The organism is Streptomyces sp. NPDC002490 (genome assembly GCF_040296045.1).
In the GTDB taxonomy this organism is placed as follows: domain Bacteria; phylum Actinomycetota; class Actinomycetes; order Streptomycetales; family Streptomycetaceae; genus Streptomyces.
Genome location: NZ_JBEOWM010000010.1, coordinates 39,767 through 64,423, shown reverse-complemented (window position 1 = coordinate 64,423; position 24,657 = coordinate 39,767). Strand labels below are relative to the sequence as shown.

General features: G+C 74.0%; 20 protein-coding genes. 11 read left to right on the top strand and 9 right to left on the bottom strand.

All coding sequences use genetic code 11. From position 1 onward, the window contains the following. The first annotated feature begins 134 nt into the window (after nucleotides 1-134). Complete coding sequence (locus ABT092_RS08940; protein ID WP_351241580.1) at nucleotides 135-581, top strand: SCO4402 family protein; 447 nt, start codon at nucleotides 135-137, stop codon at nucleotides 579-581. Nucleotides 582-642: 61 nt separating this feature from the next. Continuing rightward, complete coding sequence (gene purU / locus ABT092_RS08935; RefSeq protein ID WP_351241396.1) at nucleotides 643-1,515, top strand: formyltetrahydrofolate deformylase; 873 nt, start codon at nucleotides 643-645, stop codon at nucleotides 1,513-1,515. A gap of 30 nt (nucleotides 1,516-1,545) precedes the next feature. Here the strand turns inward: purU and ABT092_RS08930 are convergent, their stop codons facing one another. Together ABT092_RS08930 and ABT092_RS08925 are read right to left on the bottom strand one after the other, a co-directional pair. Beyond that, nucleotides 1,546-2,742 carry a zf-HC2 domain-containing protein gene (locus ABT092_RS08930; protein WP_351241394.1) on the bottom strand — a complete coding sequence of 399 codons (1,197 nt, stop codon included), beginning with the start codon at nucleotides 2,740-2,742 and terminating at the stop codon, nucleotides 1,546-1,548. Continuing rightward, nucleotides 2,739-3,284 (bottom strand): sigma-70 family RNA polymerase sigma factor, encoded by a 546-nt coding sequence (locus ABT092_RS08925; RefSeq protein WP_351241578.1) that lies wholly within the window; start codon nucleotides 3,282-3,284, stop codon nucleotides 2,739-2,741. The genes ABT092_RS08930 and ABT092_RS08925 overlap by 4 nt, the downstream gene beginning before the upstream one ends. 557 nt (nucleotides 3,285-3,841) lie before the next feature. Between ABT092_RS08925 and ABT092_RS08920 the strand changes: the two genes are divergently transcribed. The 3 genes from ABT092_RS08920 to ABT092_RS08910 all read left to right on the top strand — a co-directional run bounded on the left by ABT092_RS08920 (nucleotide 3,842) and on the right by ABT092_RS08910 (nucleotide 5,943). After that, a complete protein-coding gene (locus tag ABT092_RS08920) occupies nucleotides 3,842-4,216 on the top strand; it encodes an STAS domain-containing protein (RefSeq protein ID WP_351241392.1) in 375 nt (124 codons plus the stop codon). Between the two features lie 139 nt (nucleotides 4,217-4,355). Continuing rightward, nucleotides 4,356-4,868, top strand: a complete 513-nt coding sequence (locus ABT092_RS08915; protein ID WP_351241390.1) for an EF-hand domain-containing protein — start codon at nucleotides 4,356-4,358, stop codon at nucleotides 4,866-4,868. Nucleotides 4,869-5,487: 619 nt separating this feature from the next. Further along, complete coding sequence (locus tag ABT092_RS08910) at nucleotides 5,488-5,943, top strand: ATP-binding protein (protein WP_351241388.1); 456 nt, start codon at nucleotides 5,488-5,490, stop codon at nucleotides 5,941-5,943. Between the two features lie 436 nt (nucleotides 5,944-6,379). Here the strand turns inward: ABT092_RS08910 and ABT092_RS08905 are convergent, their stop codons facing one another. Further along, nucleotides 6,380-7,426, bottom strand: coding sequence for a GlxA family transcriptional regulator (locus tag ABT092_RS08905; RefSeq protein WP_351241386.1), 1,047 nt, complete (start codon nucleotides 7,424-7,426; stop codon nucleotides 6,380-6,382). Nucleotides 7,427-7,722: 296 nt separating this feature from the next. Between ABT092_RS08905 and ABT092_RS08900 the strand changes: the two genes are divergently transcribed. The 3 genes from ABT092_RS08900 to dapF all read left to right on the top strand — a co-directional run bounded on the left by ABT092_RS08900 (nucleotide 7,723) and on the right by dapF (nucleotide 11,517). Further along, nucleotides 7,723-8,907 (top strand): macrolide family glycosyltransferase, encoded by a 1,185-nt coding sequence (locus ABT092_RS08900; protein WP_351241384.1) that lies wholly within the window; start codon nucleotides 7,723-7,725, stop codon nucleotides 8,905-8,907. Between the two features lie 135 nt (nucleotides 8,908-9,042). Then, entirely contained in the window at nucleotides 9,043-10,371 is a 1,329-nt protein-coding gene (locus ABT092_RS08895) for an MFS transporter (protein WP_502968411.1), read from the top strand. Between the two features lie 114 nt (nucleotides 10,372-10,485). Beyond that, entirely contained in the window at nucleotides 10,486-11,517 is a 1,032-nt protein-coding gene (gene dapF / locus ABT092_RS08890; RefSeq protein ID WP_351241380.1) for a diaminopimelate epimerase, read from the top strand. Between the two features lie 169 nt (nucleotides 11,518-11,686). Here dapF and ABT092_RS08885 read toward each other — a convergent pair whose 3' ends face one another. Both ABT092_RS08885 and ABT092_RS08880 read right to left on the bottom strand, forming a co-directional pair. After that, the gene (locus tag ABT092_RS08885) at nucleotides 11,687-12,469 is read right to left on the bottom strand and encodes an SDR family NAD(P)-dependent oxidoreductase (protein WP_351241378.1); all 783 of its coding nucleotides are present in this window, start codon (nucleotides 12,467-12,469) and stop codon (nucleotides 11,687-11,689) included. Nucleotides 12,470-12,546: 77 nt separating this feature from the next. Beyond that, a complete protein-coding gene (locus tag ABT092_RS08880; RefSeq protein ID WP_351241376.1) occupies nucleotides 12,547-13,767 on the bottom strand; it encodes a serine hydrolase domain-containing protein in 1,221 nt (406 codons plus the stop codon). A 278-nt stretch (nucleotides 13,768-14,045) separates the two neighbouring features. Between ABT092_RS08880 and ABT092_RS08875 the strand changes: the two genes are divergently transcribed. Further along, nucleotides 14,046-14,423 carry an SsgA family sporulation/cell division regulator gene (locus tag ABT092_RS08875; protein ID WP_351241374.1) on the top strand — a complete coding sequence of 126 codons (378 nt, stop codon included), beginning with the start codon at nucleotides 14,046-14,048 and terminating at the stop codon, nucleotides 14,421-14,423. Between the two features lie 37 nt (nucleotides 14,424-14,460). On the opposite strand, the gene ABT092_RS08870 is transcribed toward ABT092_RS08875, so the two are convergent. The 3 genes from ABT092_RS08870 to ABT092_RS08860 form a co-directional block, all read right to left on the bottom strand. Next, complete coding sequence (locus ABT092_RS08870; RefSeq protein ID WP_351241372.1) at nucleotides 14,461-15,045, bottom strand: hypothetical protein; 585 nt, start codon at nucleotides 15,043-15,045, stop codon at nucleotides 14,461-14,463. Between the two features lie 243 nt (nucleotides 15,046-15,288). After that, nucleotides 15,289-17,532 (bottom strand): MMPL family transporter, encoded by a 2,244-nt coding sequence (locus tag ABT092_RS08865; RefSeq protein WP_351241370.1) that lies wholly within the window; start codon nucleotides 17,530-17,532, stop codon nucleotides 15,289-15,291. 188 nt (nucleotides 17,533-17,720) lie between these two features. Continuing rightward, entirely contained in the window at nucleotides 17,721-18,311 is a 591-nt protein-coding gene (locus ABT092_RS08860) for a TetR/AcrR family transcriptional regulator (protein WP_351241368.1), read from the bottom strand. 346 nt (nucleotides 18,312-18,657) lie between these two features. Between ABT092_RS08860 and ABT092_RS08855 the strand changes: the two genes are divergently transcribed. Next, nucleotides 18,658-22,065, top strand: a complete 3,408-nt coding sequence (locus ABT092_RS08855) for a S41 family peptidase (RefSeq protein WP_351241576.1) — start codon at nucleotides 18,658-18,660, stop codon at nucleotides 22,063-22,065. A 174-nt stretch (nucleotides 22,066-22,239) separates the two neighbouring features. Next, complete coding sequence (locus tag ABT092_RS08850; protein ID WP_351241366.1) at nucleotides 22,240-23,793, top strand: flavin-containing monooxygenase; 1,554 nt, start codon at nucleotides 22,240-22,242, stop codon at nucleotides 23,791-23,793. Here ABT092_RS08850 and ABT092_RS08845 read toward each other — a convergent pair. Then, complete coding sequence (locus tag ABT092_RS08845; RefSeq protein ID WP_351241364.1) at nucleotides 23,781-24,584, bottom strand: exodeoxyribonuclease III; 804 nt, start codon at nucleotides 24,582-24,584, stop codon at nucleotides 23,781-23,783. The genes ABT092_RS08850 and ABT092_RS08845 overlap by 13 nt on opposite strands. Nucleotides 24,585-24,657 lie beyond the last annotated feature (73 nt).

Here is a 24,657-nt window from a genome sequence, read left to right as displayed (position 1 = left end):
AGTGTCGCCGGGACACGGAGGGGTGACGCCGAGGTGAATTGAGGGAGCGTGCGTGCCGAGCGCGCGGGAACGTACGATCGGGAACCGTGCAAGGTCCGGAGAACCCTTCCCGTCGTGGCCGCCGCTCCTCCACCATGGACGGCATGCCGCTCAACGACATGCCCTGGTGGCGCTGGCGCAGCCAGGTGCGCTCCGCGCTGCACATGCTCTCCGACCCGGCGTTCCAGCGGGAGTGCTGGCTCGCCGGGCACACCGGCTACGGGGACGTCACCGACGCCGTGTACCGGCTGGTCGAGGACACCTGGCTGGACAACTGGTCGGCCGAGAAGTACGTGGGGACGATCTTCCGGGACGCCGAGGAGGCGGCCCTGGTGGACGCCGCCGTGCTGCGGGTGCTGCGGATCATGCACCAGGTCGGCCCGGACGCCGCCGTCTCCGCCTACCTGGAGCACCCGGGGTGGCCCGAGGCCGTGCACGCCGCGCGCGAGGCGCACCTGCGGCTCGCGACGGCCGACGGGGACGACCCGCACCAGCCGCCGCGCACCCTGGAGGCGCTGCGGACCATGACCGGCCGGGGCTGAGCGCCGCCCCCTCCGGCCGGGACCCGGGACGCAGGGGCGGGGGTGTGCGACCCTGGTCCGCATGAACGATCAGGCCGCCGCCCCAGCCGAGCAGTACGTCCTCACCCTGTCGTGCCCCGACAAGCAGGGCATCGTGCACGCCGTCTCCAGCTATCTGTTCATGACGGGCTGCAACATCGAGGACAGCCAGCAGTTCGGCGATCACGACACCGGTCTGTTCTTCCTGCGGGTGCACTTCTCGGCGGAGCCGCCGGTCACCGTGGACAAGCTGCGGGCGAGCTTCGCCGCGGTCGGCGACTCGTTCCAGATGGACTGGCAGATCAACCGGGCCGACGACCGGATGCGGGTCGTCCTGATGGTCAGCAAGTTCGGGCACTGCCTCAACGACCTGCTCTTCCGGGCCAGGACCGGGGCGCTGCCGGTGGAGATCGCCGCGGTCGTCTCCAACCACACCGACTTCGCCGAGCTGGTCGACTCCTACGGCATCCCCTTCCACCACATCCCGGTCACCAAGGACACCAAGTCCGAGGCGGAGGCCCGGCTGCTGGAGCTGGTCCGCGAGCAGGACGTGGAGCTGGTGGTGCTCGCCCGGTACATGCAGGTGCTCTCCGACGACCTGTGCAAGCAGCTCAGCGGGCGCATCATCAACATCCACCACTCGTTCCTGCCGAGCTTCAAGGGCGCCAAGCCGTACCACCAGGCGCACGCGCGGGGCGTGAAGCTGATCGGCGCGACGGCGCACTACGTGACCGCCGACCTGGACGAGGGCCCCATCATCGAGCAGGAGGTGGAGCGGGTCGGCCACGGGGTGACCCCCGAGCAGCTGGTGGCGGTCGGCCGGGACGTCGAGTGCCAGGCGCTGGCCCGGGCCGTGAAGTGGCACGCGGAACGACGCATCCTGCTCAACGGGCGCCGCACCGTCGTCTTCCCGTAGCCCTCCCGTGCCGGTCCGCGGACCGGCCGCTCAGAGCCGACTGAGGGACGCCGTCGCGGCGAGCACCTCCTGGATGGCCCGCCGGTCGCCCTCCCGACCCGCCGCGGCCTCCTCGGGCGCGACGTGCCCGGCGGCCAGTCGACAGAACTCGGTGTCGTCCAGCGCCACGTGCGCGACCACGTGCACCGCCGGGTCCGCCCCGCCGGGCGGGTCCAGCGGGATGTGCCAGTCGCCGCCACCGAACCCCTCGATCTCCAGCCGCACGCTGCGCGCCGGCGCCCCCGGCCGCCCGGAGGGCTCCGCACCGGGGCCGAGCCCGGCCCGCCGCCGCCGGGCCAGGCTCCGGGGCAGCACCCGCACCCCCAGCGCGACGAGCTGCCGCAGATGGCGCGGCGCGGGCGGTTCGTAGGGGTAGGTCACCGCCTCGGCGATGTCGGTGGCGTGCACCCAGCACTCGAAGGCCCGGTCCAGCATCGCCTCCCGCAGCGGCAGGGTGAAGTCCCCGTACGGCACCGGCACCTCCTCGGCCGGGCCGCCGGGCACGGTGCCGTCGGCGGCGAACGCGGCACCGCGCACCAGTGCGTGGCCCTGTTCCCGCCAGGGCCCGCGCACCGTGCGGTCGGGCGGCGCCGCCAGGGTCCGCCAGTACGCCTCGGTCCGGGCGGTCGGCCCCGCGGCGAGCGGTCCGCCGTCCTCCGCGGCGCCGGCCAGCGGGTCCGTCAGCCCCAGTGCCGCGGCCACCAACCCGTCGACGGTCCACAGGTGGGCGATGACCCCGGCCACGGTGGTGGCGCGGCTGCGCGGTCCGGCGTCCTCGTGCCAGCGCAGCCGCACCGGGGTGTGCCACTCGGCCGGGCCGAAGTCCTGGAGCAGCGCGTCGAGACGGGCGGCCTCCGCGTCGTAGGGCGTGGCCCAGGCGGGGACCGGCACCCGGGGCGGGCGGCGGCCCAGGCAGCTGTCGAGGACCCGGGTGCGCAGCCGCGGGTCGAGGTCCAGCGGTTCGGCGGGGTGCAGCAGGGTCACCGCGTCCCGCAGCCGCAGCGCCTCCACCGCGCAGGGCCCGCACTCGCCGAGGTGCCGTTCCACCGCGGCGACCTCCGCGGCCGAGCAGGCGTCGAGCGCCCAGGCGCCCAACAGGGAGGTCAGGACCTTGTGCGACACGGGCTCCGCCGGGTCCGGGGGCACGGTGGGCGCGGGCGGCGGCCGGTGGCCCGGGGGCGTGCTCATCGCGGGCTCCCCGACTGCGGCGGCCCGCCCGCGGTGTCGTGGGCGGTCGCCAGGAGTTGCAGGCCCAGCCGTAGCCGGCGGCGGGCCTCCTCGGCGGTCACCCCGAGGTCGGCGGCGGTGCTGTGGTAGTCGCGGCGCTGGAAGTACGCCTGCTCCAGCGCGGTGCGCAGCGGCGCCGGCATCGACGCGACGATGTAGTCGGCGCGGGCCGTCGCGGAGGCGTGGCGCACCTTGCGTTCGAGTTCGGCGGTGGAGGCCGCGGCGTCCGCGGCCCCCTCGGCCAGGGCCGCCGCCTCGGTGCTGCGCAGCCGCTCGACCGCGAACCGGTGGGTCAGGGCGGCGACCCAGGTGCGGAGCGGTTCCTTCCGGGGGTCGTAGGCGTGGGGTCGTTCCCAGACGTGGCCGAAGACCTCCCGGGTGATTCGGTCGGCGCCCGCCTCGTCGCCGAGGACCCGGTGGGCCAGTCCGTGCACCAGCGGGGCGAAGCGGTCGTACAACTCGCCGAGCGCCGCTGCCTCGCCGCGGGCCAACCGTTGCTGCATCCTCCGGTCCCAGCGCCGCGGTGCGTCCTGTGTCACGTGCCCCCCTCACCCGGTCCGGCCGCGCCCTGCCCCGGGCGTCCCCGTCGACGTCGACGGGTGCGACGTTCGCACCCCGCCCCTCGAATGTAGTCGGCCCGGCCGTACGGGGGCGCCCCTTTGGTCCATGAGATTTCCAGTAAATCCGCAGATGATGACCGGGCGGGGAAGCCTTTTCAGCCCATCTGCCATAAGTCTGACTGCTGTTGAATGAGCATGTCCGAATGTGATCGTGACAGCGCGAATACTTCTCTTCACGATTCTGGATACCCGTGTTTCGTGACGGCCGGTGCGGGAAGTCGGCCTGGGAAACACGAGAAATGCTTCCGGGCGGATCGCCGGAGTGCGAACCGGCGCGCGGCGGACGGCCCGGGACCACCGGTGCGCGGCACCGGAACGCAGGAATGCACGACGGAACGACGGCAGTGACGGCAGGCGGCACGGACGGCGCGGCGACCGCAGCGCCGGGCGGTGGAGGGTTCCGGACGGATTCGACGGTTCGGCGGACGAAGGGCTGGGGCGTGGCGTTCAGAGTGACCGGGGACGAGCGGGGCGAGTGGACGGTGCTCCGGGTCTCGGGGGAATTGGACCTGATGACGTCTCCGGTGCTGCGGCAGCACGTGCGGGACGCCGTGGCGCAGGGCCGGCACGACCTGGTGCTGGACCTCTCCGAGGTGTTCTTCTGCGACTCCAGCGGGGTCGGCGTGCTGATCGCCACCCGACGCCTCATCCGCTCCTGCCGGGGCCGACTGCGGCTGACGCTGCCCGCCCGCGGCGCGGTCGAGGGCTCGCACGTGAACCGGGTGCTCGCGGCGCTCGGCGTCCGGCGCCTCTTCGACGTGTTTCCGGACGTCGAGGCCGCGGTGACGGAACGGGTCGAACCGCTGTCGGCCTGACCGGCGCCGGGTTCCGGCCGCCAAGGTGGCCGAACACGGCCGGGGACCGAACGGGTTCGCCGCCCGGGGGGAGCCGGAAGCACGTACGCTCCCGATCGGAAGCAACCGGAACCCGTAACGTGAGGCGGTCCGAGAACCCATGGTCAGTACCGAGAACGAGCACCGGATCGCCGAGTGGTTCGCCACCTTCGACCAGGACGGCAACGGCTACATCGACCGCGAGGACTTCAGCGCCGCGGCCAAGACCCTGCTCGCCGAGTTCGGCACGACCGCCCGCTGCGACAAGGGCCAGGCCCTCTACCTGGGCGCCGAGGCGTTCTGGCAGGGCATGGCCGGCATCGCCGACCGCGACGGGGACCAGCGCATCAGTCGCGACGAGTTCGTCAACGGCGCGGTCAAGCGACTGCGCGACAACCCCGACCGGTTCGCCGAGATCGCCCGCCCCTTCCTCCAGGCCGCGCTCGCGGTGGCGGACGCCGACGCGGACGGCGCCGCGACGGTCGAGGAGACCGCGCGGGTACTGCGCTGCCTCGGGGTCGACGCGCCCACGGCGAAGGCGGCGGCCGCGGCGCTGGACGCCGACACCGACGGCCGGGTGACCCAGGCCGAGGTCATCAGCGCCTTCGCCCGGTACTTCACCGTCCCCGAGTAGCCCGCCCGCCGCCGGCCGCGGGACGAACCGCCCCGCGGCCGGAACGCGTCGTACGCCGGTGGCCCGGGTGCGGACCGTCCGCACCCGGGCCACCGGCGTGCCGTGCCCCGCCGCCCCGCCGTGCCGACCGTCGCCCCGGACGGTCAACCGTGGTGGCGGGCAACCGCCCCACAGCACAGGGGAGATGGTGACGCAGCGTGCACGCGAGGTGGGTGCGGAGGGAGGGAATCCGGGGTGCGGAGGTGCCGGGCGCTCGGGTTTACCGGGTTGTGTCCTTCGCGTGACTCGTCACGGTGTGGTGCGAACGCGTCACTCCGGTACCTTGTGAGGGATGCGAGCGGAGTTGTGGCCGAGCCCTGCCGGTGTTGCCCCTGAGGCGGCTCCGTGCCTGGTGACGCACCTGTTCGCTCGTACAAAAAGCGGTCCGACGTCCGCTTGTTCGACCCCCCGTGACGAGCGTCGCACAGTATGCCGCACGCGTACTCCTTCGCGCTGGAATATGCCCGAAGCGCTTGTTGGGGTAATTGAACGTCAACCATGCTGTCTCACAAGGGAATCACGTTCCGTGACCCTCGGGAGGCGCGAGGCGATGTGTCCGCCGGTTCGGATGGTGTGAGCGGTGCAGGTGCTTCAGGTTCAGCTGGAAGTCCGGCCAGACCCCGCGGAGGTGGGGCGGGCCCGGCGATGGGCGCGCTCCCGGCTCGCCGGCTCCGGCATAGCCGCGGACGAGCCGGTGGCGGAAACCCTCATCCTGCTGGTGTCCGAGCTCGTCACGAACGCCGTCGTCCACGCCGGGTGTCCCGCCGTGCTGCGACTGCTGCTGTCGGGCCGGGCCGAGGCGGCACCCGCCACCGTACGGGTGGAGGTCGCCGACGCCTGCGCCCGACCGCCCCGCCCGCGACGGGCCGAGGGCGACGAGACCGGCGGCCGGGGCCTCGAACTCGTCGACGGACTCGCCGACCGGTGGGGCTGGCAGCCGGAAGGGTCCGGCAAGCGCATCTGGTGCGAGGTCGACCGCAGCGTCGCTCCCGCCGCCGCCCCCGGCGGCTACGGCTGCTCCTTCGAACGGTACTGACCCCGGGCCTCGGGTCCCGTCCGGACGTCCGGGCGGGGCCCAACCCCTGGGTCAGCCGACCGGTCGCGGCCGAACCGGCAGCCCCGGCGTCGGCCGGTCCGACGCGGCACGAGCCCGCCCGCCCGAACTGCGCGCCGCCACGCGAACGGTGGCCCCGGGCCTGCCGCGGATTCCTCTCCCGCGAGGCGGGCCGGGCAAGTAGCGCGCAATTCCCGTGAATTGACGGGGCACCGGACAACCGGTCCGGCGGATCGGGGCGGGTGCGGGCAGGAACGCGGATACGGGCGGAGAATCCCGCGGGGGCAGCGCCCCGCCGAAGAGGAACGCACGGGAGACGGAACTCCGAGTGCCCCGACCGCCCTTCACGGACATCGGCGCGCCCGCCGTGACGGCCGGCCGACAGACGGGTGCACCCCCGGTGCGTCGCCGCCCCCGGTCAGCCACCGGGTAGCGGGCCGCGGGCGCGGAAGGCCCGGCGGTAGGCGCTGGGGGTGACGCCGACGGCCGCCTGGAGGTGCTGGCGCATCGACTGGGCGGTGCCGAAGCCGCACTCACGGGCCACGTGGTCGATGCCGAGGTCGGTCGACTCCAACAGGTGCCGGGCGCGCTGCACCCGCTGCTGGGTGAGCCACTGCCCGGGGCTCATCCCTACCTCCTCGCGGAACCGGCGGGTGAAGGTCCGCACCGACATGGCCTCGCGGGCGGCCAACTCCCGCAGCGTGAGCGGCCGGTGCAGATGGGACAGGGCCCAGGAACGGGCCGCGGTCGTGGTCGAGAACTGGGGCTCGGGCACCGGGCGCTCGATGTACTGGGCCTGCCCGCCGTCGCGGTGCGGCGGGACCACGGTGCGACGGGCCACGTCGTTGGCGACGGCGGCCCCGTGGTCCCGGCGGACCAGGTGCAGGCACAGGTCGATCCCGGCGGCCACGCCCGCGGAGGTGAGCACGTCGCCGTCGTCGACGAACAGCACGTCGGGATCCACCCTGACCCGGGGGAAGAGGCGTTGGAAGTGGTCGGCGGACGACCAGTGGGTGGTGGCCGGGCGGTCGTCCAACCACCCGGCGGCGGCGAGCACGTAGCTGCCCGTGCAGATGGAGACCAGTCGGGTGCCGGCACGGACGTGGGCGAGGGCGAGGGCCAACTCCGGGGTCAGCTGGCCCCGTTCCTGGGCGGGACCCAGCGCGTGACAGGCGGGGACGACCACCGTGTCGGCGGTGGCCAGGGTCTCGGGCCCGTTCGCCACCAGGACGGAGAAGTCGGCCTCCGCGAGGACCGGGCCGGGTGGCCGCACCGAACAGGTCACCACCTCGTACAGGGACCGCCCCTCGACGTCACGGGCCCCGCCCAGGATCCGTTGCGGGATGCCCAATTCGAAGGGCAGCACCCCGTCGAGGGCGAGCACGACCACCCGGTGCCGGGGCGGCGGGGGCCCGGGCGCCGAGGGGCGGGGGAGGGGCGGGAGCGGGATCCCGGAAGCGGCCATGGCCCGATCCTAGGGAACACCGCCCTCCCGGCCATCCGTCCCGCCGGGTGCCGGCTTCCCACGCGTGGCTGGTACCCGACGCTCGGAGACCGGCCGCTGACATGATCCAGACGTTCGTGAGAGCCGTCGCCGGCACGACCCGGCCGCGGCCCTTCGCCGAGGGGGAGGTGAAGCCCGCCGAGGCCCGCGAGGCCGCCCGGCGGGCGGAGCCCCGCCCGGTCCGACGGCCCGGCCCCGGGCCGTCGCCCGCAGTGGGGGGCGCCGCCCCCCGTCACGCAGAAGCACAGGTGGCATGCATGAGCAAGCACATCGCCTTCTTCAACTTCCCGGCCTACGGCCACGTCAACCCGAACCTGGCGGTCGTCCGGGAACTGGTCCGGCGTGGCCACCGGGTCACCTGCACCACCACCGACCACCTCGCCCCGGCCATCGAGGCCAGCGGCGCCGAACCGGTGCGCTACGCCTCCGTCTTCGGGGACTACTACACCAGCCCGTACACCCCGGAGACCCTCAGGGGCGAGGCCCTGCGCAGCCTCCGGGAGGCGATCGCGCTCGCCGGGTCCGCCGAGGAGCGCTACGCCGACGACCTGCCCGACCTCGTCGTCTACGACTTCCTGGCCTGGGGCGGCCGGTTCTTCGCCGCCCGGCACCGGCTGCCCGCGATCCGCTTGTTCCCCTCCTACGGCGCCAACGAGACCTTCGCCATCCACGAGAGGTTCCCGGTCGCCGAGATGACCGACCCGCTGGTGATGGACATGCTGACGCAATTGCAGGCGCACCTGCCGAGCGTGGGCCTGTCGGAGAAGACCGCGATGGAGTTCCTCACCGAGATCGAGGACCTCGGCATCGTCTTCCTGCCGCGCGAGTTCCAGTACGAGGGCGACACCTTCGACGAGCGCTTCGTCTTCGCCGGGCCGTGCCTGGGCGACCGCTCCGCCTTCCAGGGCACCTGGCAGCCCCGGACCGACCGGCCGGTGCTGCTGATCTCGCTGGGCACCGTCGCCACCGGCTGGCCGGAGTTCTTCCCGATGGCGGTCGAGGCGTTCCGCGACTCCGCGTACGAGGTGGTCATGGCGGTCGGCGACCACGTCGACCCGGACGCCTTCGGCGACCTGCCCGACCACGTCCGGATATTCCGGCGCGTGCCCCAGCTCGACGTGCTGCGGCACGCCGGCGTCTTCCTCACCCACGGCGGCATGAACAGCACCATGGAAGCCCTCCACCACGGGGTGCCGATGGTCGTCGTCCCGCAGATGAACGAGCAGCGCGCCAACGGTCTGCGCGTCGAGGAACTGGGCCTGGGACGGCTGCTGTCCGTCGCCGACACCACCGTGGAGTCCCTGCGCGAGAACGTCGCCGGGGTCCACGCCGACCAGGGGGTCAAGGACCGGGTGGACGCCCTGCGCGCCCGGATGCACCGGGTCGACGGGCCGACCGTCGCCGCCGACGCGATCGAGGGGTTCCTGACCTCCGGCCGCTGATCCGGTCGGAGGTGGGACCGTAGCGGCGGACCGCGGGTCACGGCTCCGGCGACGGCCCGTGGCCCGATCCTGGTGCACGCTGTCCCGCGGGCCACTCGTCCGGCCGGTGCACCGCCGCGGAAGCTGATCCGCATGATGCAGCGAGCCACCCCCGCGACGGGCCGGGACCCGGACCCCACGGGCCGCCGTCCCCCGGACGCCGGCCGCCGGGACGCCGGGCGGATCCACCGGGCGTGGATCGTCGTCGCGGTGACCTTCGTGACGGTGGTCGGCGCGGCGGCGTTCGCCTCCCTGCCGGGGTTGCTGTTCGACCCGCTGGAGGAGGAGTTCGGCTGGTCGCGGGGGACGGTCGGCTTCGCGGTCTCGGTGAACCTCGCGCTGGTCGGGATCACGGCACCGTTCGCGGCGGCGCTCATGGACCGCTTCGGCATCCGCCGGGTGGTCGCGCTGGCGCTGACCGTGATCGGGGTCGGCGCCCTCTCCACGGTGCGGATGACCGCGCCGTGGCAGCTCGTCCTCGGCTGGGGGTTCCTGGCCGGGCTGGGCGCGGGGGCCATGGCGCTGGCCTTCGCCACCACCGTCGTGGGCCGCTGGTTCACCGCGCGGCAGGGGCTGGTCACCGGCGTCCTCACCGCCGCCGCGGCCTCCGGGCAACTGGTCTTCCTGCCGCTGCTGTCCTGGATCGTGGAGCACCACGCCTGGCGCCAGGCGGCGCTGACGGTGGCCTTCGCCGCGTTCGCCGTGGTGCCGCTGGTGTGGCTGCTGCTGCGCGACCACCCCGCCGACCTGGGGTTGGCCCCGTACGGGGCGAAGGAGTTCGTCCCCAAGCCGCCGCCCGTGACGGGAGCCGCGCGACGCACGGTGAAGGCCCTGCTGTCGGCCGCCCGCACCGGACCGTTCTGGCTGCTCGCCGGGTCCTTCGCGATCTGCGGGGCGTCCACCAACGGCCTGATCAAGACGCATTTCGTGCCGGCCGCCCACGACCACGGCATGTCGATCACCGCGGCGGGTTCGTTGCTCGCCCTGGTCGGGGTCTTCGACGTGATCGGCACGATCGCCTCGGGGTGGCTCACCGACCGCTACGAGGCCCGTCGGCTGCTCGCCGTGTACTACGCGCTGCGCGGCCTGTCGCTGCTGTTCCTGCCGATGCTGCTGGCGCCCGAGGTGCGTCCGCCGATGGTGTTCTTCATCGTCTTCTACGGCCTGGACTGGGTGGCCACGGTGCCGCCGACCATCGCGCTGTGCCGGGAGCACTACGGGGCGGACGCGTCGATCGTGTTCGGCTGGGTGCTCGCCTCGCACCAGATCGGCGCGGCGCTGACCGCCTTCCTCGGCGGGCTGGCGCGCGACGCCTTCGGCTCGTACGACGTGGTCTGGTACGCCTCGGGGGCGCTGTGCGCGGCGGCGACCCTGATGGTGCTGGTGCTGCGACCGACGAGGGCCGGTGCGCCGGCGTCCGTCTGACGGGTCCGCCGGCGCCGCTCCCCGGCGGGCCGACCTAGACTTGCCGCACGGGGTGGTCGGGCCCTCCCGGGGGACCGCCGTCCGGTACGGCACACGAACGACGAACGGAACACCATGGTCCTGTCGATCACCAAGACGCACGGCAGCCTCAACGACATCCTGGTCGTCGACGGCGCGCCCACGGACCACTTCGCCGAGGCGGACCTCGCCCGGGCCGTGCGGATGCTGTGCGACCGGGAGCGGGGCCTGGGCGCGGACGGCGTCTACTTCGTCGCCGACGAGGGCGACGGCACCGCCCGCGCGTACTTCCACAACCCGGACGGTTCGGCGTCGCTGTTGTGCGGCAACGGGATGCGCGGCGCGGGCCGGCTGCTGCTGGACCGGTACGGGGCGGAGTCGGTGGTGCTGCGCACCGGGCCGTACGCCTTCACCGTCCGGGACGCCGGCACCACCGGGCACGGGGTGCGGCGGGTGTCGGTGGAGCTGCCGCCGGTGGACTTCGGCCCGGCGGAGCCGATCGTGGCGGGCGCCGCCGGTCGTCCGGTGGTGGACGCGGCGCTGGCCGCCTACCACCCGAGCCGCCGGGTCTCCGCGGTGGCGGTGCCCAACTCGCACCTGATCACCGTGCTCGGCGGGGCGCCCGGCGACGGGGACGCCTACGACGAGGCGGAGCTGGTCGCCACGGGCACCCGGGTGGCCGAGGACCCGGAGGCGTTCCCGATCGGTGCGAACGTGTCCTTCGTGCGCCCGCTGGCCCCGACCGAGGTGTTCGTGCGGACCTTCGAGCGCGGGGCCGGGCTCACCCCGTCCTGCGGTTCCGGGGTGGCCGCCTCCCGGGCGGTGCTGTCGCGGCTCGGGCTGGTGGACCCGGAGCAGCCGGTGGTGGTGCGCAACCCGGGCGGGGTCGCCCGCAGCTGGATGCAGGTGGACGGCGACCGCTGGCAGCCGGTGCTGGAGGGCAACGCGACCAAGGCGTACGTGGCCGAGCTGGACCCGGCGGAGCTGCTCGGCGAGGGGCCGGTCCGCTACGAGAGCACCCCGTTCGCCGAGGAGAACCGCGCCTTCGCCGCCTTCAACGCGGAGAACCTCGCGGAGCTGAAGGCGGCGGGCGTGGAGACGACGCTCCAGCCCCCGTCCGGCGTCTGAGCGCCGGGCGCGCCTCGGGTGGCCACGGGCCGGCGGGGCGCGGCCGGGGGGGGGGGGGGCGGGGGCGGGGCGGCGCGGCCGCGCCGGGCGGGGGGGGCCCCCCCGCCCCCCGCGGGCGGGGGCGGGGCCTTGTGCGGGGGGGGGGGGGGCCCCCCCCCACCACCCCCCTTCACTCGGGCGCGAAGGCGGTCCGGAAGGCACTGTTGACGGCGAGGATGCCGCCGTCCACGGGCAGGGTGACCCCGGTGATCCACGCCGCGTCCGGGGAGGCCAGGAAGGCCACCGCCGCCGCGACGTCCTCCGGCTCGCCCACCCGGCCCAGCGGGTACAGGTGGCGGAGCCGGTCCACGTCCTGGCCCCGTTCGGACCAGGCGGGGGTGCGCACCGTGCCGGGGGCGACCAGGTTGACCCGCACCCCGCGCTCGGCCGCCTGGCCCGCGAGCGTACGGGTCAGCGAGCCGAGCCCGGCCTTGGCGGCGCTGTACGCGTGCCCGCCGAAGTTCTGGATGCCGTTCACCGAGCCGATGTTGACGATCGCCCCGCGGCCGGAGGCGGCCAGCGCCTCCAGCGCGGCCCGGGCACAGCGGAAGGCGCCGACCAGGGTGACGTCCAGGGCGAACGCCCAGTCCTCGTCGGGCAGGTCCTCCGGTCGTTCGGGTTCGTCGCGGGCCGCGTAGGCGTTGTTGACGAGGACGTCCAGCGACCCGAAGGCGGCCACCGCCCGGTCGACCGCGGCCCGGGCGTCCTCCGGGCGCCGCACGTCGCACCGCGCTCCCTCGGCGGTGCCGCCGGCCTCCCGCAGGGCGGCGGCGAGCCGCTCGGCGGCCTCCGGGTCGACGTCCGTGACGAGGACCCGGGCCCCCTCCGCCGCGAACCGGCGGGCCGTCGCCGCTCCGATGCCCCGGCCGGCGCCGGTGACCATGACTCCGTATCCCTCGAACCTCTGTGTCATGGCCAGAACCTACCTGCCGAAATCACTCGGGATCGAGACCTCTGACGCCACAGAAACCCCTCCCGCCCCACAGGGTTTCAGGCGGCGACCGCCTCCCGGACCGCCCGGACCAGCGCCTGGGCGCGGGGGTCCGAGGTGACCGAGGTGCGCAGGCCGTTGGTGAGGTAGCCGAAGGCGATGCCGCTCTCCGGATCGGCGAAGCCGAGCGGGCCGCCCCGGCCGGGGTGGCCGAAGGAACCGGGGCCGAGCAGCGGGGAGGCGGGGCCGTGCAGCATGTACCCGGCGCCGAAGCGGGTGTTGACGACGAGGACCCGGTCGGGCCCGGCGGACTCCTCGGCCCTGGCCGCGGCCAGGGTCCCGGGGGTGAACAGCGCCGGCGCGCCGGACACCGGGCCGATCAGCGCGGCGTAGAAGCGGGACAGGGCCCGTGCGGTCATGATCCCGTTGGAGGCGGGCAGCACGGCGGCCCGGTACGCGGGGTCGTTCTCGTCGGGCGACGGGGTGATCGCGCCGAAGGTGCGGCGGGTGAGCGAGTCGGGGTCCTGGTAGGCCGCGGCGACGTTGCGCCGGGCGCGCAGCACGGGCCCGGCCGCCGGCCCGGCGGGTGCCCGGCTGGAGCCGACCCGACCGACCCGGTGTGCCTGTTCCGCGGGGAGCCCGACCCACAGGTCGAGTCCGAGGGGGCGGGCGAGGTGGGTGTCGACCCACTGCCCGAAGGGGGTGCCGGTGACCCGGCGGACGAGTTCGGCGGCCAGCCAGCCGTAGGTGTGGGCGTGGTAGCCGTGGTCGGTGCCGGGGGTCCAGAACGGACGCTGCGCGGCGAGCGCGGCGGCGGTCAGCTCCGGGTCGGCGGCCTCGGCGGGGGTCAGCGGTCGGTCGAGGGCGGGGACCCCGGCCCGGTGCCCGAGCACGTGCCGGACCAGGGTGGCGTCCTTGCCCTCGGCCTTGTACTGCGGCCAGTGGTCGGCGACGGGGGCGTCCAGGTCGAGTTCGCCGCGCTGGTGGAGCAGGAGCAGGGCGGCGGCGGCCACGCCCTTGGTGACGGAGCGCACGATCTGCGCGGTGTCCTGCTGCCAGGGCGCGCCGTCGGGGGCGTCGAGGTCGCGGGCGCCGGCCCACAGGTCGACGACCGGGTCTCCGTCCCGGTGGACCACGAGCGCCGCACCGTGCTCGCCGCGCTCGGTGAAGTTCCGGGTGAAGGCGGACCGTACGCCCTCGAAGCCCGGGGCGACGGTGCCGTGCACCTGGACCGGGGTCGGGTGCGCGGGGCGTGCGCCCGTGCTCGCTTCGGTGGTCATCTGTCCGTCCCCCCGTACGGTGTGCGGTCTTCGACGGAACGTGTAACACCCATCGGCTTGGCGGGATTCCCCGGCGCCGCCCGGGGTGCTTCCGGAGTGCACACCGGGTCCGCGCTCCCGCGTGCGGGACGCCCGTGACGGCGGACGAGTGCGCATGGTGTGCGCGGGCGCGGGCAGGTGATCCACCACCGGAGGCCGACATCCCCTGGCCCGCATATCAGAAGATATGGAACATTGGTGTATACACCGCATGCAGAGCGAGCGTGAGGAGTCGTCCGATGACCGCCGTCCAGGAGCGCGCTCGGGCCCATGTCGTGACGGACACCGCGGGCGAGCGCCCCGCCGTCCCCGTCTCCCTGTCGTACGACCCCGACCTCGACCCGGGCGCCGTCCATCTGACCCTTCCGGCCAGCGTGACCGGGGCCGAGGAGTCCGGTGACTGGGTCTTCACCCGTGACCTGCTGGAGCGGGGCCTGACCGCTCCGGTGGCGCACGGCCCGGTCAGCATCTGGCCGTGCGGGCGGGCCCAGGCCGTGGTGGAACTGCACTCGGCGACGGGCGTGTCCCTGGTCCAGTTCGACTCCCGGGCGCTGATCCGCTTCCTGGGGCGGACCTATGCGGCGGTGGCCGCCGCCCGCGCCGGCCGACTGCGCTGAGGCGGACCCCGGGGCCCGCCTCAGGGCCGTGGGCGACTCAGGCCGGGGACCAGGACCGGTCCGGCGGGGTGCCCGGCTCCTCGCGGAGCACGGGCACCGCTCCCGGTGCCGGGCCGTCCACCAGGGCGTGGGTGACGATGTTGCCGAGGTCCGCCGCGAGCCGTTCCGCCAGGCGTTCCACCCCGCGCACCCAGCCTTCCGGCAGCGGGGCGGGGGCGGTGACCGTCAGGTGCAGGGTGTCCGAGGGCCCGGTGGCGGTGCCGTCGACGACCGCGCCGCTGATCCCGAGGTGTGGGGGCGGCGGGTCGAGCTCGGCGAGTGCGCGGGCGCGCACCCGGGCGCGGAGCGCGGGGCCGAGGTCGAGGAGGCCGTCGAGGGCGTCCCATACCAGGTGACCGGGGACCAGGTGCACGTCCTCCCCACGGGCACGAGGTGCCAGCAGTCCCAACAGTCCCAGGCGGAACAGCACCGCCTCCGTCTGGGAGGCCACCACCGAGGAGGCACGGGTCAGTTCGGCGAGGGTCAGCCGGTCCCCACCGGCCCGGCGGTGCCGGGCCAGGGCGCTGACGATCCGCCCCGATGCACCGGGGAAGAGTGCGGAGACCGGTTCGGCGACGTTCATGGACGACCTCTCGTGCCCTCCCCCGTGCGGAACGCGTACGCCACCGGCTCCCCGTGGGGCGGGCACCGACCGGGCAGCCGGTGGCACTCGAACGCTACCGATCCGCCGGCGCACGCCCCACCGGCCCTGGACGGAGACGGCCCGGTCGCCCGGCACTAGGTCAAAGGTCCCGGCACCTCGGACAACGGCCGGGGCCCCGGGGAGCGGCTGCTCCCCGGGGCCCCGGTGCGGTGCTCGGACGGGTCAGACCCGCGCCAGCTCCCGGTCCTCGTCCCGGGGACCGGCGGAGGTGCCGAGGTCCTTGAGCCCCTCGCCCTCCACGTCCACGTTGGGCAGCGCCCGGTCCAGCCACTTCGGCAGCCACCACGCCTTGTCACCGAGCAGGGCCAGCACCGCGGGCACGATCACCATGCGCACCAGGAAGGCGTCGAAGAGGACGGCGACCGCGAGCCCGAAGCCGATCATCTTGATCATCTGGTCGCTGGATCCGATGAACCCGGCGAACACCGCGATCATGATGACGGCCGCGGCGGTCACCACCCGCGCGCCGTGCCGGAACCCGGTGACGATCGCCTGACCGGGCCGCTCCCCGTGCACGTACGCCTCGCGCATCCGGGTGACCAGGAACACCTCGTAGTCCATGGCCAGGCCGAACACCACGCCCACCATGAAGATCGGCATCATCGACATGATGGGACCGGTCTCCTCGACCCCGAACAGCCCGCCGAGCCAGCCCCACTGGAAGACCGCGACGACGGCGCCGAGCGCGGCGAGCACCGACAGCAGGAAGCCGAGGGCGGCCTTCAGCGGCACCAGCACCGAGCGGAAGACGATGATCAGCAGCAGGAAGGCGAGGCCGACGACCAGTGCCAGGTAGGGCAACAGCGCGTCGTTGAGCTTCTCCGAGACGTCGATGTTCATCGCGGTGGCACCGGTGACGGTGATGTCCGCGCCGTGCTCCTTCTTCAGCTCGGCGCCCGCGGCCCGGATGTCGTGGACGACGTCCTCGGTCTCGGTGCTGCTCGGCTTGAACTCGGCGATGACGCTGATCAGCGCCGTGTCACCGGCCTTGTTGAAGGTGGCCGGGGAGGCGAAGACGACCCCGTCGACCTTGCTGATGGTCTCGACCACGTCCTGGGCGACGGCCTTCGGGTCGTCGGTGCCGCGGAGGTCGGTGGGAACGACCAGCGGACCGTTGAAGCCGGGTCCGAAGCCCTCCGAGAGCAGGTCGTACGCCTTGCGCTGGGTGGTGTCGGTGGGCTGGACGCCGTCGTCGGGCAGGCCGAGGGCCAGCGAACCGGCGGGCAGCGCGGCGGCGCCCAGGCCGAGCACGCCGACCAGCAGCACCGCGACGGGGCGGCGGATGACGAACCGGGCCCACTTGGTGCCCATGTTGACCTTGGCCTCGACGGGCTCGGCGGCGGCGTCGGTCGCCGGAGCGGCGCCCTTCTTGCCGCCGCGCAGCTTGCCCTTGGCGCTCGCCGGGCGGATCTTGCGGCCGGCGTAGCCGAGCAGCGCCGGGATCATGGTGAGGGCGATCAGCACGGCGATGGCGACGGTGCCGGCCGCGGCCACGCCCATCTTGGTGAGCATCGGGATGTTGACGACGGCGAGGCCGACCAGGGCGATCACCACGGTCAGACCGGCGAACACCACGGCGGAGCCGGCGGTGCCGACCGCCCGCCCGGCGGCCTCCTCGCGCTCCCGGCCCTCGTCCAGTTCCGCGCGGTAGCGGGAGACGATGAACAGGGCGTAGTCGATGCCGACCGCGAGGCCGATCATCATGGCGAGGGTGCCGGTGGTGGTGCCGAGGTCCAGGACCTTGGCCAGGGCGGTGATCGTCGAGATGCCGATGCCCACCCCGATCAGGGCGGTGAGCAGCGGGAGCCCGGCCGCGACCAGCGAGCCGAGGGTGATGACCAGGACGACCGCGGCGATGGCGATGCCGATGATCTCGGCGGTGCCGGTGTGCGGCATGACCTGGAGGGCGTCACCGCCGACCTCGACGGTCAGTCCGCCGGTGCGGGCGTCCTCGACCGTCTTCTCCAGGGCGTCCCGGGAGTCGTCCTTCAGCTCCATGCTGTTGACCTCGTACGTGACCTGCGCGTACGCGATCTCACCGCTCTTGCTGACGGACTCGGTGACGTAGGGGTCGGTGACGTTGGCCACCTGCTTGTCCTCGCCGAGCTTCTCGACGGCGTCCTGCACGACCGCCTTGTGCGCGGCGTCGTTCATCGTCTGGCCCTCGGGGGCCTTGAAGACGACGCGGGCCGTGGCACCGTCGGCGGCGGAGCCCGGGAAGCGCTCTTCCAGGAGGTCGAAGGCGCGCTGGGCCTCCGTGCCGGGAATGGAGAAGGAGCCGGCCCCCGGTGCCGGCGCGCTGGCGGCGCCGACCCCCGCGAGGGTCAGCAGCGCCACCCAGATGAGGGCGGCGAAGTGGCGGCGGCGGAAGGCCAGCCGACCGACTTTGTAGAGGAACGTGGCCACGACAGAGGTACTCCCGGTCAGGTCGTGTGCGTACAGAGGGCAGGGATCACCAGCCCGACGACGTGAGCGGTCGCGTCAGGTGGAGCGGGGCGCGGCCCATGGGTGGGGGACGGCCCGGTGGTGCGGAGGAACGAGAAGGTGACGGACGGAGCGCGACCGGGTGGGGTGCCCGGAACGCGGACCGGGGGTCAGAGGCCGAGGGCGGGGACGATCACGGCATCGACGTAGTCGTGCAGGAACTCCTGCGTGGGCGGCCGGTCATCGATCAGGGTCCGGGTGACGAAAGCGCCCAACAGCATGTGCAGGACGTATCCCAGGGCGGGATGGTCCGCACTGACCTCGCCGCGCTCGACGCCCCGTTGCAACAGGACCTCCAACTCGGCCAGCTCCGGCTCGATGACCTCTTCCCGGAAGACCCGGAGGAGGTCCGGCTCGGCTTGGATGGCCATCGCGAGACCGCGGATCAACGCCGATTCCTGCTCCAACTGGCAGTCGTCGGCCCGCATCACCAGGGCGTGGAAATCACCGTGCAGCGTGCCCGTGTCGACGTCGTCGACACTGGCGTGCTTGTGCCCGCGCAGCGCCTCGACGATCAGGCGGGGCTTGCTGCCCCACTGACGGTAGAGGGTGGCCTTGCTGGACCGGGTGCGCGCCGCGACGGCGTCCATCGTCAACCCGTCGTAACCGACCTCACGCAAGAGGTCGAGTACGGCGGCGTACAGCTCCGCCTCGCGTTCGGGGGTGATGCGACTGCGGCGCGTCATCGTCACCTCGGCCATGCCCTCATCCCCCTTCGTATCGCGCGGCAGTTTAACGGCTACTGACCGTGTCGCACCCCTGACGGGCACCACACGCACGGCAGCCAACCTGATCGGTACGAAACCGTTTCGTACGGATGTCACGTTACCCGACCCGCCAAACGAAACGAAACCGTTTCGTACGTGTTCTGCGCCACAGCCGCGCGACGTCGACGCTCCCGCCTGAGTTGCCGCCCCCGCGCCCCGGGAAAACCATGGAAGGGTGACCGACCCCACAGGCCAGCCACCCCCCGCGGACACCCGACCCACCGCCGCTGCCGCCGGCGTCGACCACGTCACCGACGCCCCGCACACCGACCCCGGATACCTGCGCTTCCCCCACCTCCACGGTGACCTGCTCGCCTTCGTCGCCGAGGACGACCTGTGGGTCGCGCCGCTGCACCCCGCCGGCGCGACCCCGCCGCGCGCCTGGCGACTCACCGTGGACCGCACCCGCGTCGGTCACCCCCGCTTCTCCCCCGACGGCACCCGGATCGCGTACACGAGCTGGCGCAGCCTCGACCCGGAGGTGCACCTCGTGCCCGTCGCCGGCGGCCCCGCCCGGCGGCTCACCTACTGGGGCGCCCCCGACACCCGGGTCTGCGGTTGGGCGCCGCCCGACGAGGACGGCCACTGCGACGTCCTGGCCGTCGCCTCGCACGGCCAGCCCTTCACCTACTTCGCCTGGGCCCACCGGCTGCCCCTCGACGGTTCCCCCGGCGGCCGTCTCCCCTGGGGCCCGGTCAGCGACCTCGCCGTCGCCCCGCTCGACGGCGAACCCCGCACCCTCCTCCTCACCGGGAAGCCACCGCACGAACCCGCCTCCTGGAAGCGGTACCGCGGCGGGGCCACCGGCCGACTGTGGCTGCACGGCGAACGGCTGCTCGAAGGGCTCGGCGGACACCTGGAGTCCCCGATGATCGTCGCCGGGCGGATCGCGTTCCTCTCCGACCACGAGGGCGTCGGCAACCTGTACTCCTGCCGCCCGGACGGCACCGACCTGCGCCGCCACACCGACCACGACGCCTTCTACGCCCGCAACGCCGCCAGCGACGGCGAGCGGATCGTCTACCAGTGCGCGGGCGGGCTGTGGCTCGTCGACGACCTCTCCCCGCACGCCCGCCCCCGCCGGCTGGACGTGCGCCTCGGCGGCCCCCGCGCCGGGCGCCGCCCCTACCAGGTGGCCGCCGCCCGCCACGTGGACGGGCTCTCGGTGGACGAGACCGGGCGGGCCAGCGCGATCGTGGTGCGCGGCAGCCTCTACTGGCTCACCCACCGCGACGGCCCCGCCCGCACCCTCGCCGACACCCCCGGAGTACGGGTGCGGCTCCCCGTGCTGCTCGGCTCGGGCGGCGGGCGGGTCGCCTACGTCAGCGACGCCGACGGCGCCGACGCCGTCGAGATCGCCTACCTGCCGCGCGCCTCCGGCGACCGCCCGCCGCGCCGGCTCACCGCCGGCGCCCCGGGCGAACTGGGCCACGTCCTCGAACTCGTCCCCGATCCGGACGGCGACCGGCTCGCCATCGCCGCCAACGACGGACGGTTGCTCCTCCTCGACACCACCGAGGACCCCGCGGACCCGGTCGTCACGGGCGCCGTGGTCACCACGGACACCGGAGCGGCGCCGGACGCGGCCCTTCCGGACACCGGGACCGCCGAGGACGGACCTGCGGACCTCGACCCGCCGCGCCCCGGCGCCCGCGCCGGCGGCCCGACGGAGCTGATCCGCTCGCTCAACGGCCCGGTCACCGACCTCGCGTTCTCCCCCGACGGCGCCTGGCTCACCTGGTCGCACCCCGGAATCGGGCGGAGCCTGCGCTCCATCAAGCTGGCCCGGATCACCGGCCCCGGCGCGGGCACCGTCATCGACGTCACCCAGGGCCGCTTCGAGGACGAGAACCCGGTCTTCACCAGCGACGGCCGCTACCTCGCCTTCCTCTCCTGGCGCGGCTTCGACCCGGTCTACGACGTGCACACCGGTGACCTGTCGTTCCCGCTGGGCTGCCGCCCCTACCTCGTCCCGCTCTCCTCCGCTACCCCGTCCCCGTTCGCGCTGCTCCCGGACGGACGCCCCGCCGCGGGCGGCCTGGACCCGGCGGAGGAGGGCGAGCCGCCGGGCTCCGACGCCGGCGCCGTGACCATCGAGGCGGAGGGACTGGAACCACGGGTCACCCCCTTCCCGGTGCCCGCCTCCAAGTACTCCGCCCTGAGCCCGGTCGCCGGCGGCGGGCTGGTCTGGCTGCGCTGGCCCATCTCCGGGGCGCTCGGCGAGACCTTCGCCAACCCCGCCGACACCTCGGGCCGCCCCACCCTCGAACACTTCGACATCACCAAGGCCAAGCGCACCGAACTGGTCGACCACCTCGACTGGTTCGCCGTGAGCGGGGACGGCACCCGCCTGGTCGTGATGGACGAGGACGAGCTGCGCGCCCAGCCGGCCGCCGACTCCGGCGACGGCGACTCCACCGTCTGGATCGACCTGCGCCGCATCCTCCACGACGTCGATCCGCCCGCCGAGTGGCGGGGCGCGTACGAGGAGGCCGGGCGGATCATCCGCGCCCACTACTGGGAACCCGGCATGGGCGGCATCGACTGGGACGCCGTCCTGGACCAGTACCGGCCGCTGGTCGACGCGGTCGCCTCCCCCGACGAGTTCGCCGACCTGCTGCGCGAAGTGCTCGGCGAACTCGGCACCTCCCACGCGTACGTGACGCCCGCCCGGCGCAACGAGGGTCCGCCGCACTACGAGCGCCCCCAGGGGATGCTCGGCGCCGACCTCGTCCGACGCCCCGAGGGCTGGCTCGTCGAACGGATCCTGCCCGGCGACTCCTCCGACTCCAAGGCCCGCTCGCCGCTCGCCGGCACCGGCATCCGCGAGGGAGCCGCGCTCACCCATGTCGACGGCCGCCCCGTCGACCCGGTCGCGGGGCCGTTCCCGCTGCTCGCCGCGGCCGGCGGCACCACCGTCGAACTGACCTTCACCCCGGCCGGGGGCACCGGGCCGCCCCGCCGGGTGGCCGTGGTCCCGCTCGTCGACGACCGACCGCTGCGCTACCAGCACTGGGTGGCCAAACGGCGCGAGGTGGTCCGCCGGCTCAGCGGCGGCAAGTGCGGCTACCTGCACATCCCCGACCTCGGCGGCTCCGGGTGGGCCCAGTTCAACCGGGACCTGCGCGGCGAGGTGGCCCGACCGGCGCTCATCGTGGACGTGCGCGGCAACGCCGGCGGTCACATCAGCGAACTCGTCGTCGAGAAGCTGACCCGCACCATCCTCGGCTGGGACCTCACCCGGGACGCCCAACCCGTCTCGTACGCCTCCCACGCCCCGCGCGGCCCCATCGTCGCCCTCGCCGACGAGGCCACCTCCTCGGACGGCGACATGATCACGGCCGCGTTCAAGCTGCTGGAAATCGGCCCGGTGGTCGGCCAGCGCACCTGGGGCGGCGTCGTCGGCATGACGGGCCGCCATCAGCTCGGCGACGGCACGGTGATCACGGTCCCGATGAACGCCGCCTGGTTCGACGCCTACGGATGGTCCGTGGAGAACCACGGCGTCGAGCCCGATCTGCCCGCCCTGCGCACCCCCCTGGACTGGGCCGAGGGCCGGTACGCCGTCCTCGACGACGCGGTGACCCTGGCCCTGGAACTGCTCGCCCGGCACCCGGCGGCCTCGCCCCCCGACTACTCCTGCGTGCCGGACCGCACCCGACCCCCGTTGCCGCCCCGCCCCGACTGAACCGGCCGCCTGTCGCCCGTCCGCCGCGCCCCGGGCCGGGCCGGGGCCGACCGCCGTGGACGATCAAGGGAACCGCCGCCTACGCTCCCGTGAGCAGACGGCGCCCGTGATCGTCGGCAGTGTCGCCACGCCCCGGGCACCGATCGCGGACCAGGTTCACGGAGGCACCACGCCATGCCCGAGCAGCACCGCGGCCCCGAGCGGAACGACTCCGCCCCCGCCACGCGAACGCACCCCCACGTACGGGTCGCGGTGATCGGCAGCGGCTTCGGCGGACTCGGCGCCGCGATCCGCCTGCGCCGCGAGGGCGTCGAGGACTTCGTCGTGCTGGAGCGCGCGGGCTCGGTCGGCGGGGCCTGGCGCGACAACGACTACCCGGGCTGCGCCTGCGACATCCCCTCCCACCTGTACTCCTTCTCCTTCGCCCCGCACCCCCACTGGCCGCGCACCTTCTCCGGTCAGGAGCACATCCGCGGCTATCTGGAGCACCTCACCGACGCCCACCGGATCCGCCCCCGCCTACGGCTGCACCACGAGCTGACCCGGGCCCGCTGGGACCCCGCCCTCCTGCGGTGGGAGCTGACGACCACCGGCGGTTCCCTAACCGCCGATCTCGTCGTCAGCGCAACCGGACCGCTGTCCGACCCGAAGGTCCCCGAGGTGCCCGGCCTCGACTCGTTCCCCGGCAAGGTGTTCCACTCCGCCCGCTGGAACCACGACCACGACCTGCGGGGCGCCCGGATCGCGGTCGTCGGCACCGGCGCCTCCGCAGTCCAGTTCGTCCCGGAGATCCAACCGGACGCGGCCCGGCTCACCCTCTTCCAGCGCACCCCGCCCTGGGTCCTGCCGCGCCGTGACCGTGCCACCAGCGGTCTCGAACGCCGACTGCACCGACTGCTTCCGCTCACCATCCAGATGCGCCGGAGCGCGCTCTGGGGCGTGCGCGAACTCCAGACCTATGCGTTCACCCGGCAGACCCGGCTGCTCCAAGTGGTCGAGCGGGCCGCCCGCCGGCACCTGGCCGACGCGGTCGCCGATCCGGTCCTGCGGGCCGCGCTCACCCCCGACTACCGTCTGGGCTGCAAGCGCATCCTGCTCTCCAACACCTACTACCCGGCGCTCGCCCGCCCCAACGTCGAGGTGATCGGCGCCGGCCTCGCCGAGGTCCGCGGCGACACCCTGGTCGCCGCGGACGGCACCGAGGCGCGGGCCGACGTCATCGTCTTCGGCACCGGCTTCCGCGTCACCGAACCGCCGGTCGCCGAGCGGGTCACCGGCATCGACGGACGCACCCTCGCCGAGCACTGGCAGCACGGCATGCACGCGCTGCGGGGCACCACCATCCACGGCTTCCCCAACTGGCTCACCATCATCGGCCCCAACACCGGCCTCGGCAGTTCCTCGATGACCCTCGTCATCGAGGCACAACTCGCCTACCTCGCCGACTACCTGCGCCGACTCGACGCCCTCGGCGGCGCCGGCGCTCCGGTCGCGCTCATGCCCCGCGCGAGCGCCGTGCACGCCTGGAACGCGATGGTCCAGCGCCGACTGGCGCGCACCGTGTGGCACACCGGCGGCTGCCGCAGTTGGTACCTCGACGCGGGGGGCCGCAACACCACCGTCTGGCCGGGCACCACCACCGAGTTCCGGACCGCGACGCGACGCGTCGACCTGCGCGAGTACGAGGTGCTGCGTCCGGCCCGGCCCGCCGCCGGTCAGCTGCCGTAGACGACGGTCACCGGTGCGTGGTCCGACCAGCGCAGCTCGTGGCTGTCGGCGCGCTCGACGGTGCCCTTCAGCGCCCGCTCGGCGAGGCCGGGGGTGGCGATCTGGTAGTCGATCCGCCATCCGCTGTCGTTGTCGAAGGCGCGGCCGCGGTAGGACCACCAGGAGTAGGGCCCGTCCACGTCGGGGTGCAGGGCACGCACCACGTCCACGTAGCCGCCGTCCGCCGGGTCGAGTACCCGGTCCAGCCAGGCCCGCTCCTCGGGAAGGAAGCCGGCGTTCTTGCGGTTGCTCCGCCAGTTCTTCAGGTCGGCCTCGCGGTGGGCGATGTTCCAGTCGCCGCACACCACGACCTCGCGCCCGTCCGCCGCGGCCCGGGCCCGCAGGTCCACCAGGTGGGGCAGGAAGGCGTCCATGAACCGGAACTTCTCCTCCTGGCGCTCGGTGCCGACCTCCCCGGAGGGCAGGTAGAGGCTGGCCACGGTGACGCCCGGCAGGTCGGCCTCCAGATAGCGTCCGCTGTCGTCGAACTCCGCCACCCCGAACCCGGTCCGCACCGCGTCCGGCTCCCGGCGGGTGAGCAGCGACACGCCCGCCCGGCCCTTCGCGGCGGCCGGCGCGTGGAAGCCGTGCCACCCCTCGGGCGCCCGGACGGCCTCGGGCAGCTGCGCCGGCTCGGCGCGGACCTCCTGGAGGCACACCACATCGGCGGACGTCCGCGCGAGCCACTCCACGAAGCCCTTCTTGGCGGCGGCCCGCAATCCGTTGACGTTGACGGAGGTCACAGTGAGCATCGGGGCAGCCTACCGGCACACTGGCAGATGGCCCGTGCGGGCGCTCCACCCCGACCACTGCATAGAAGTACGA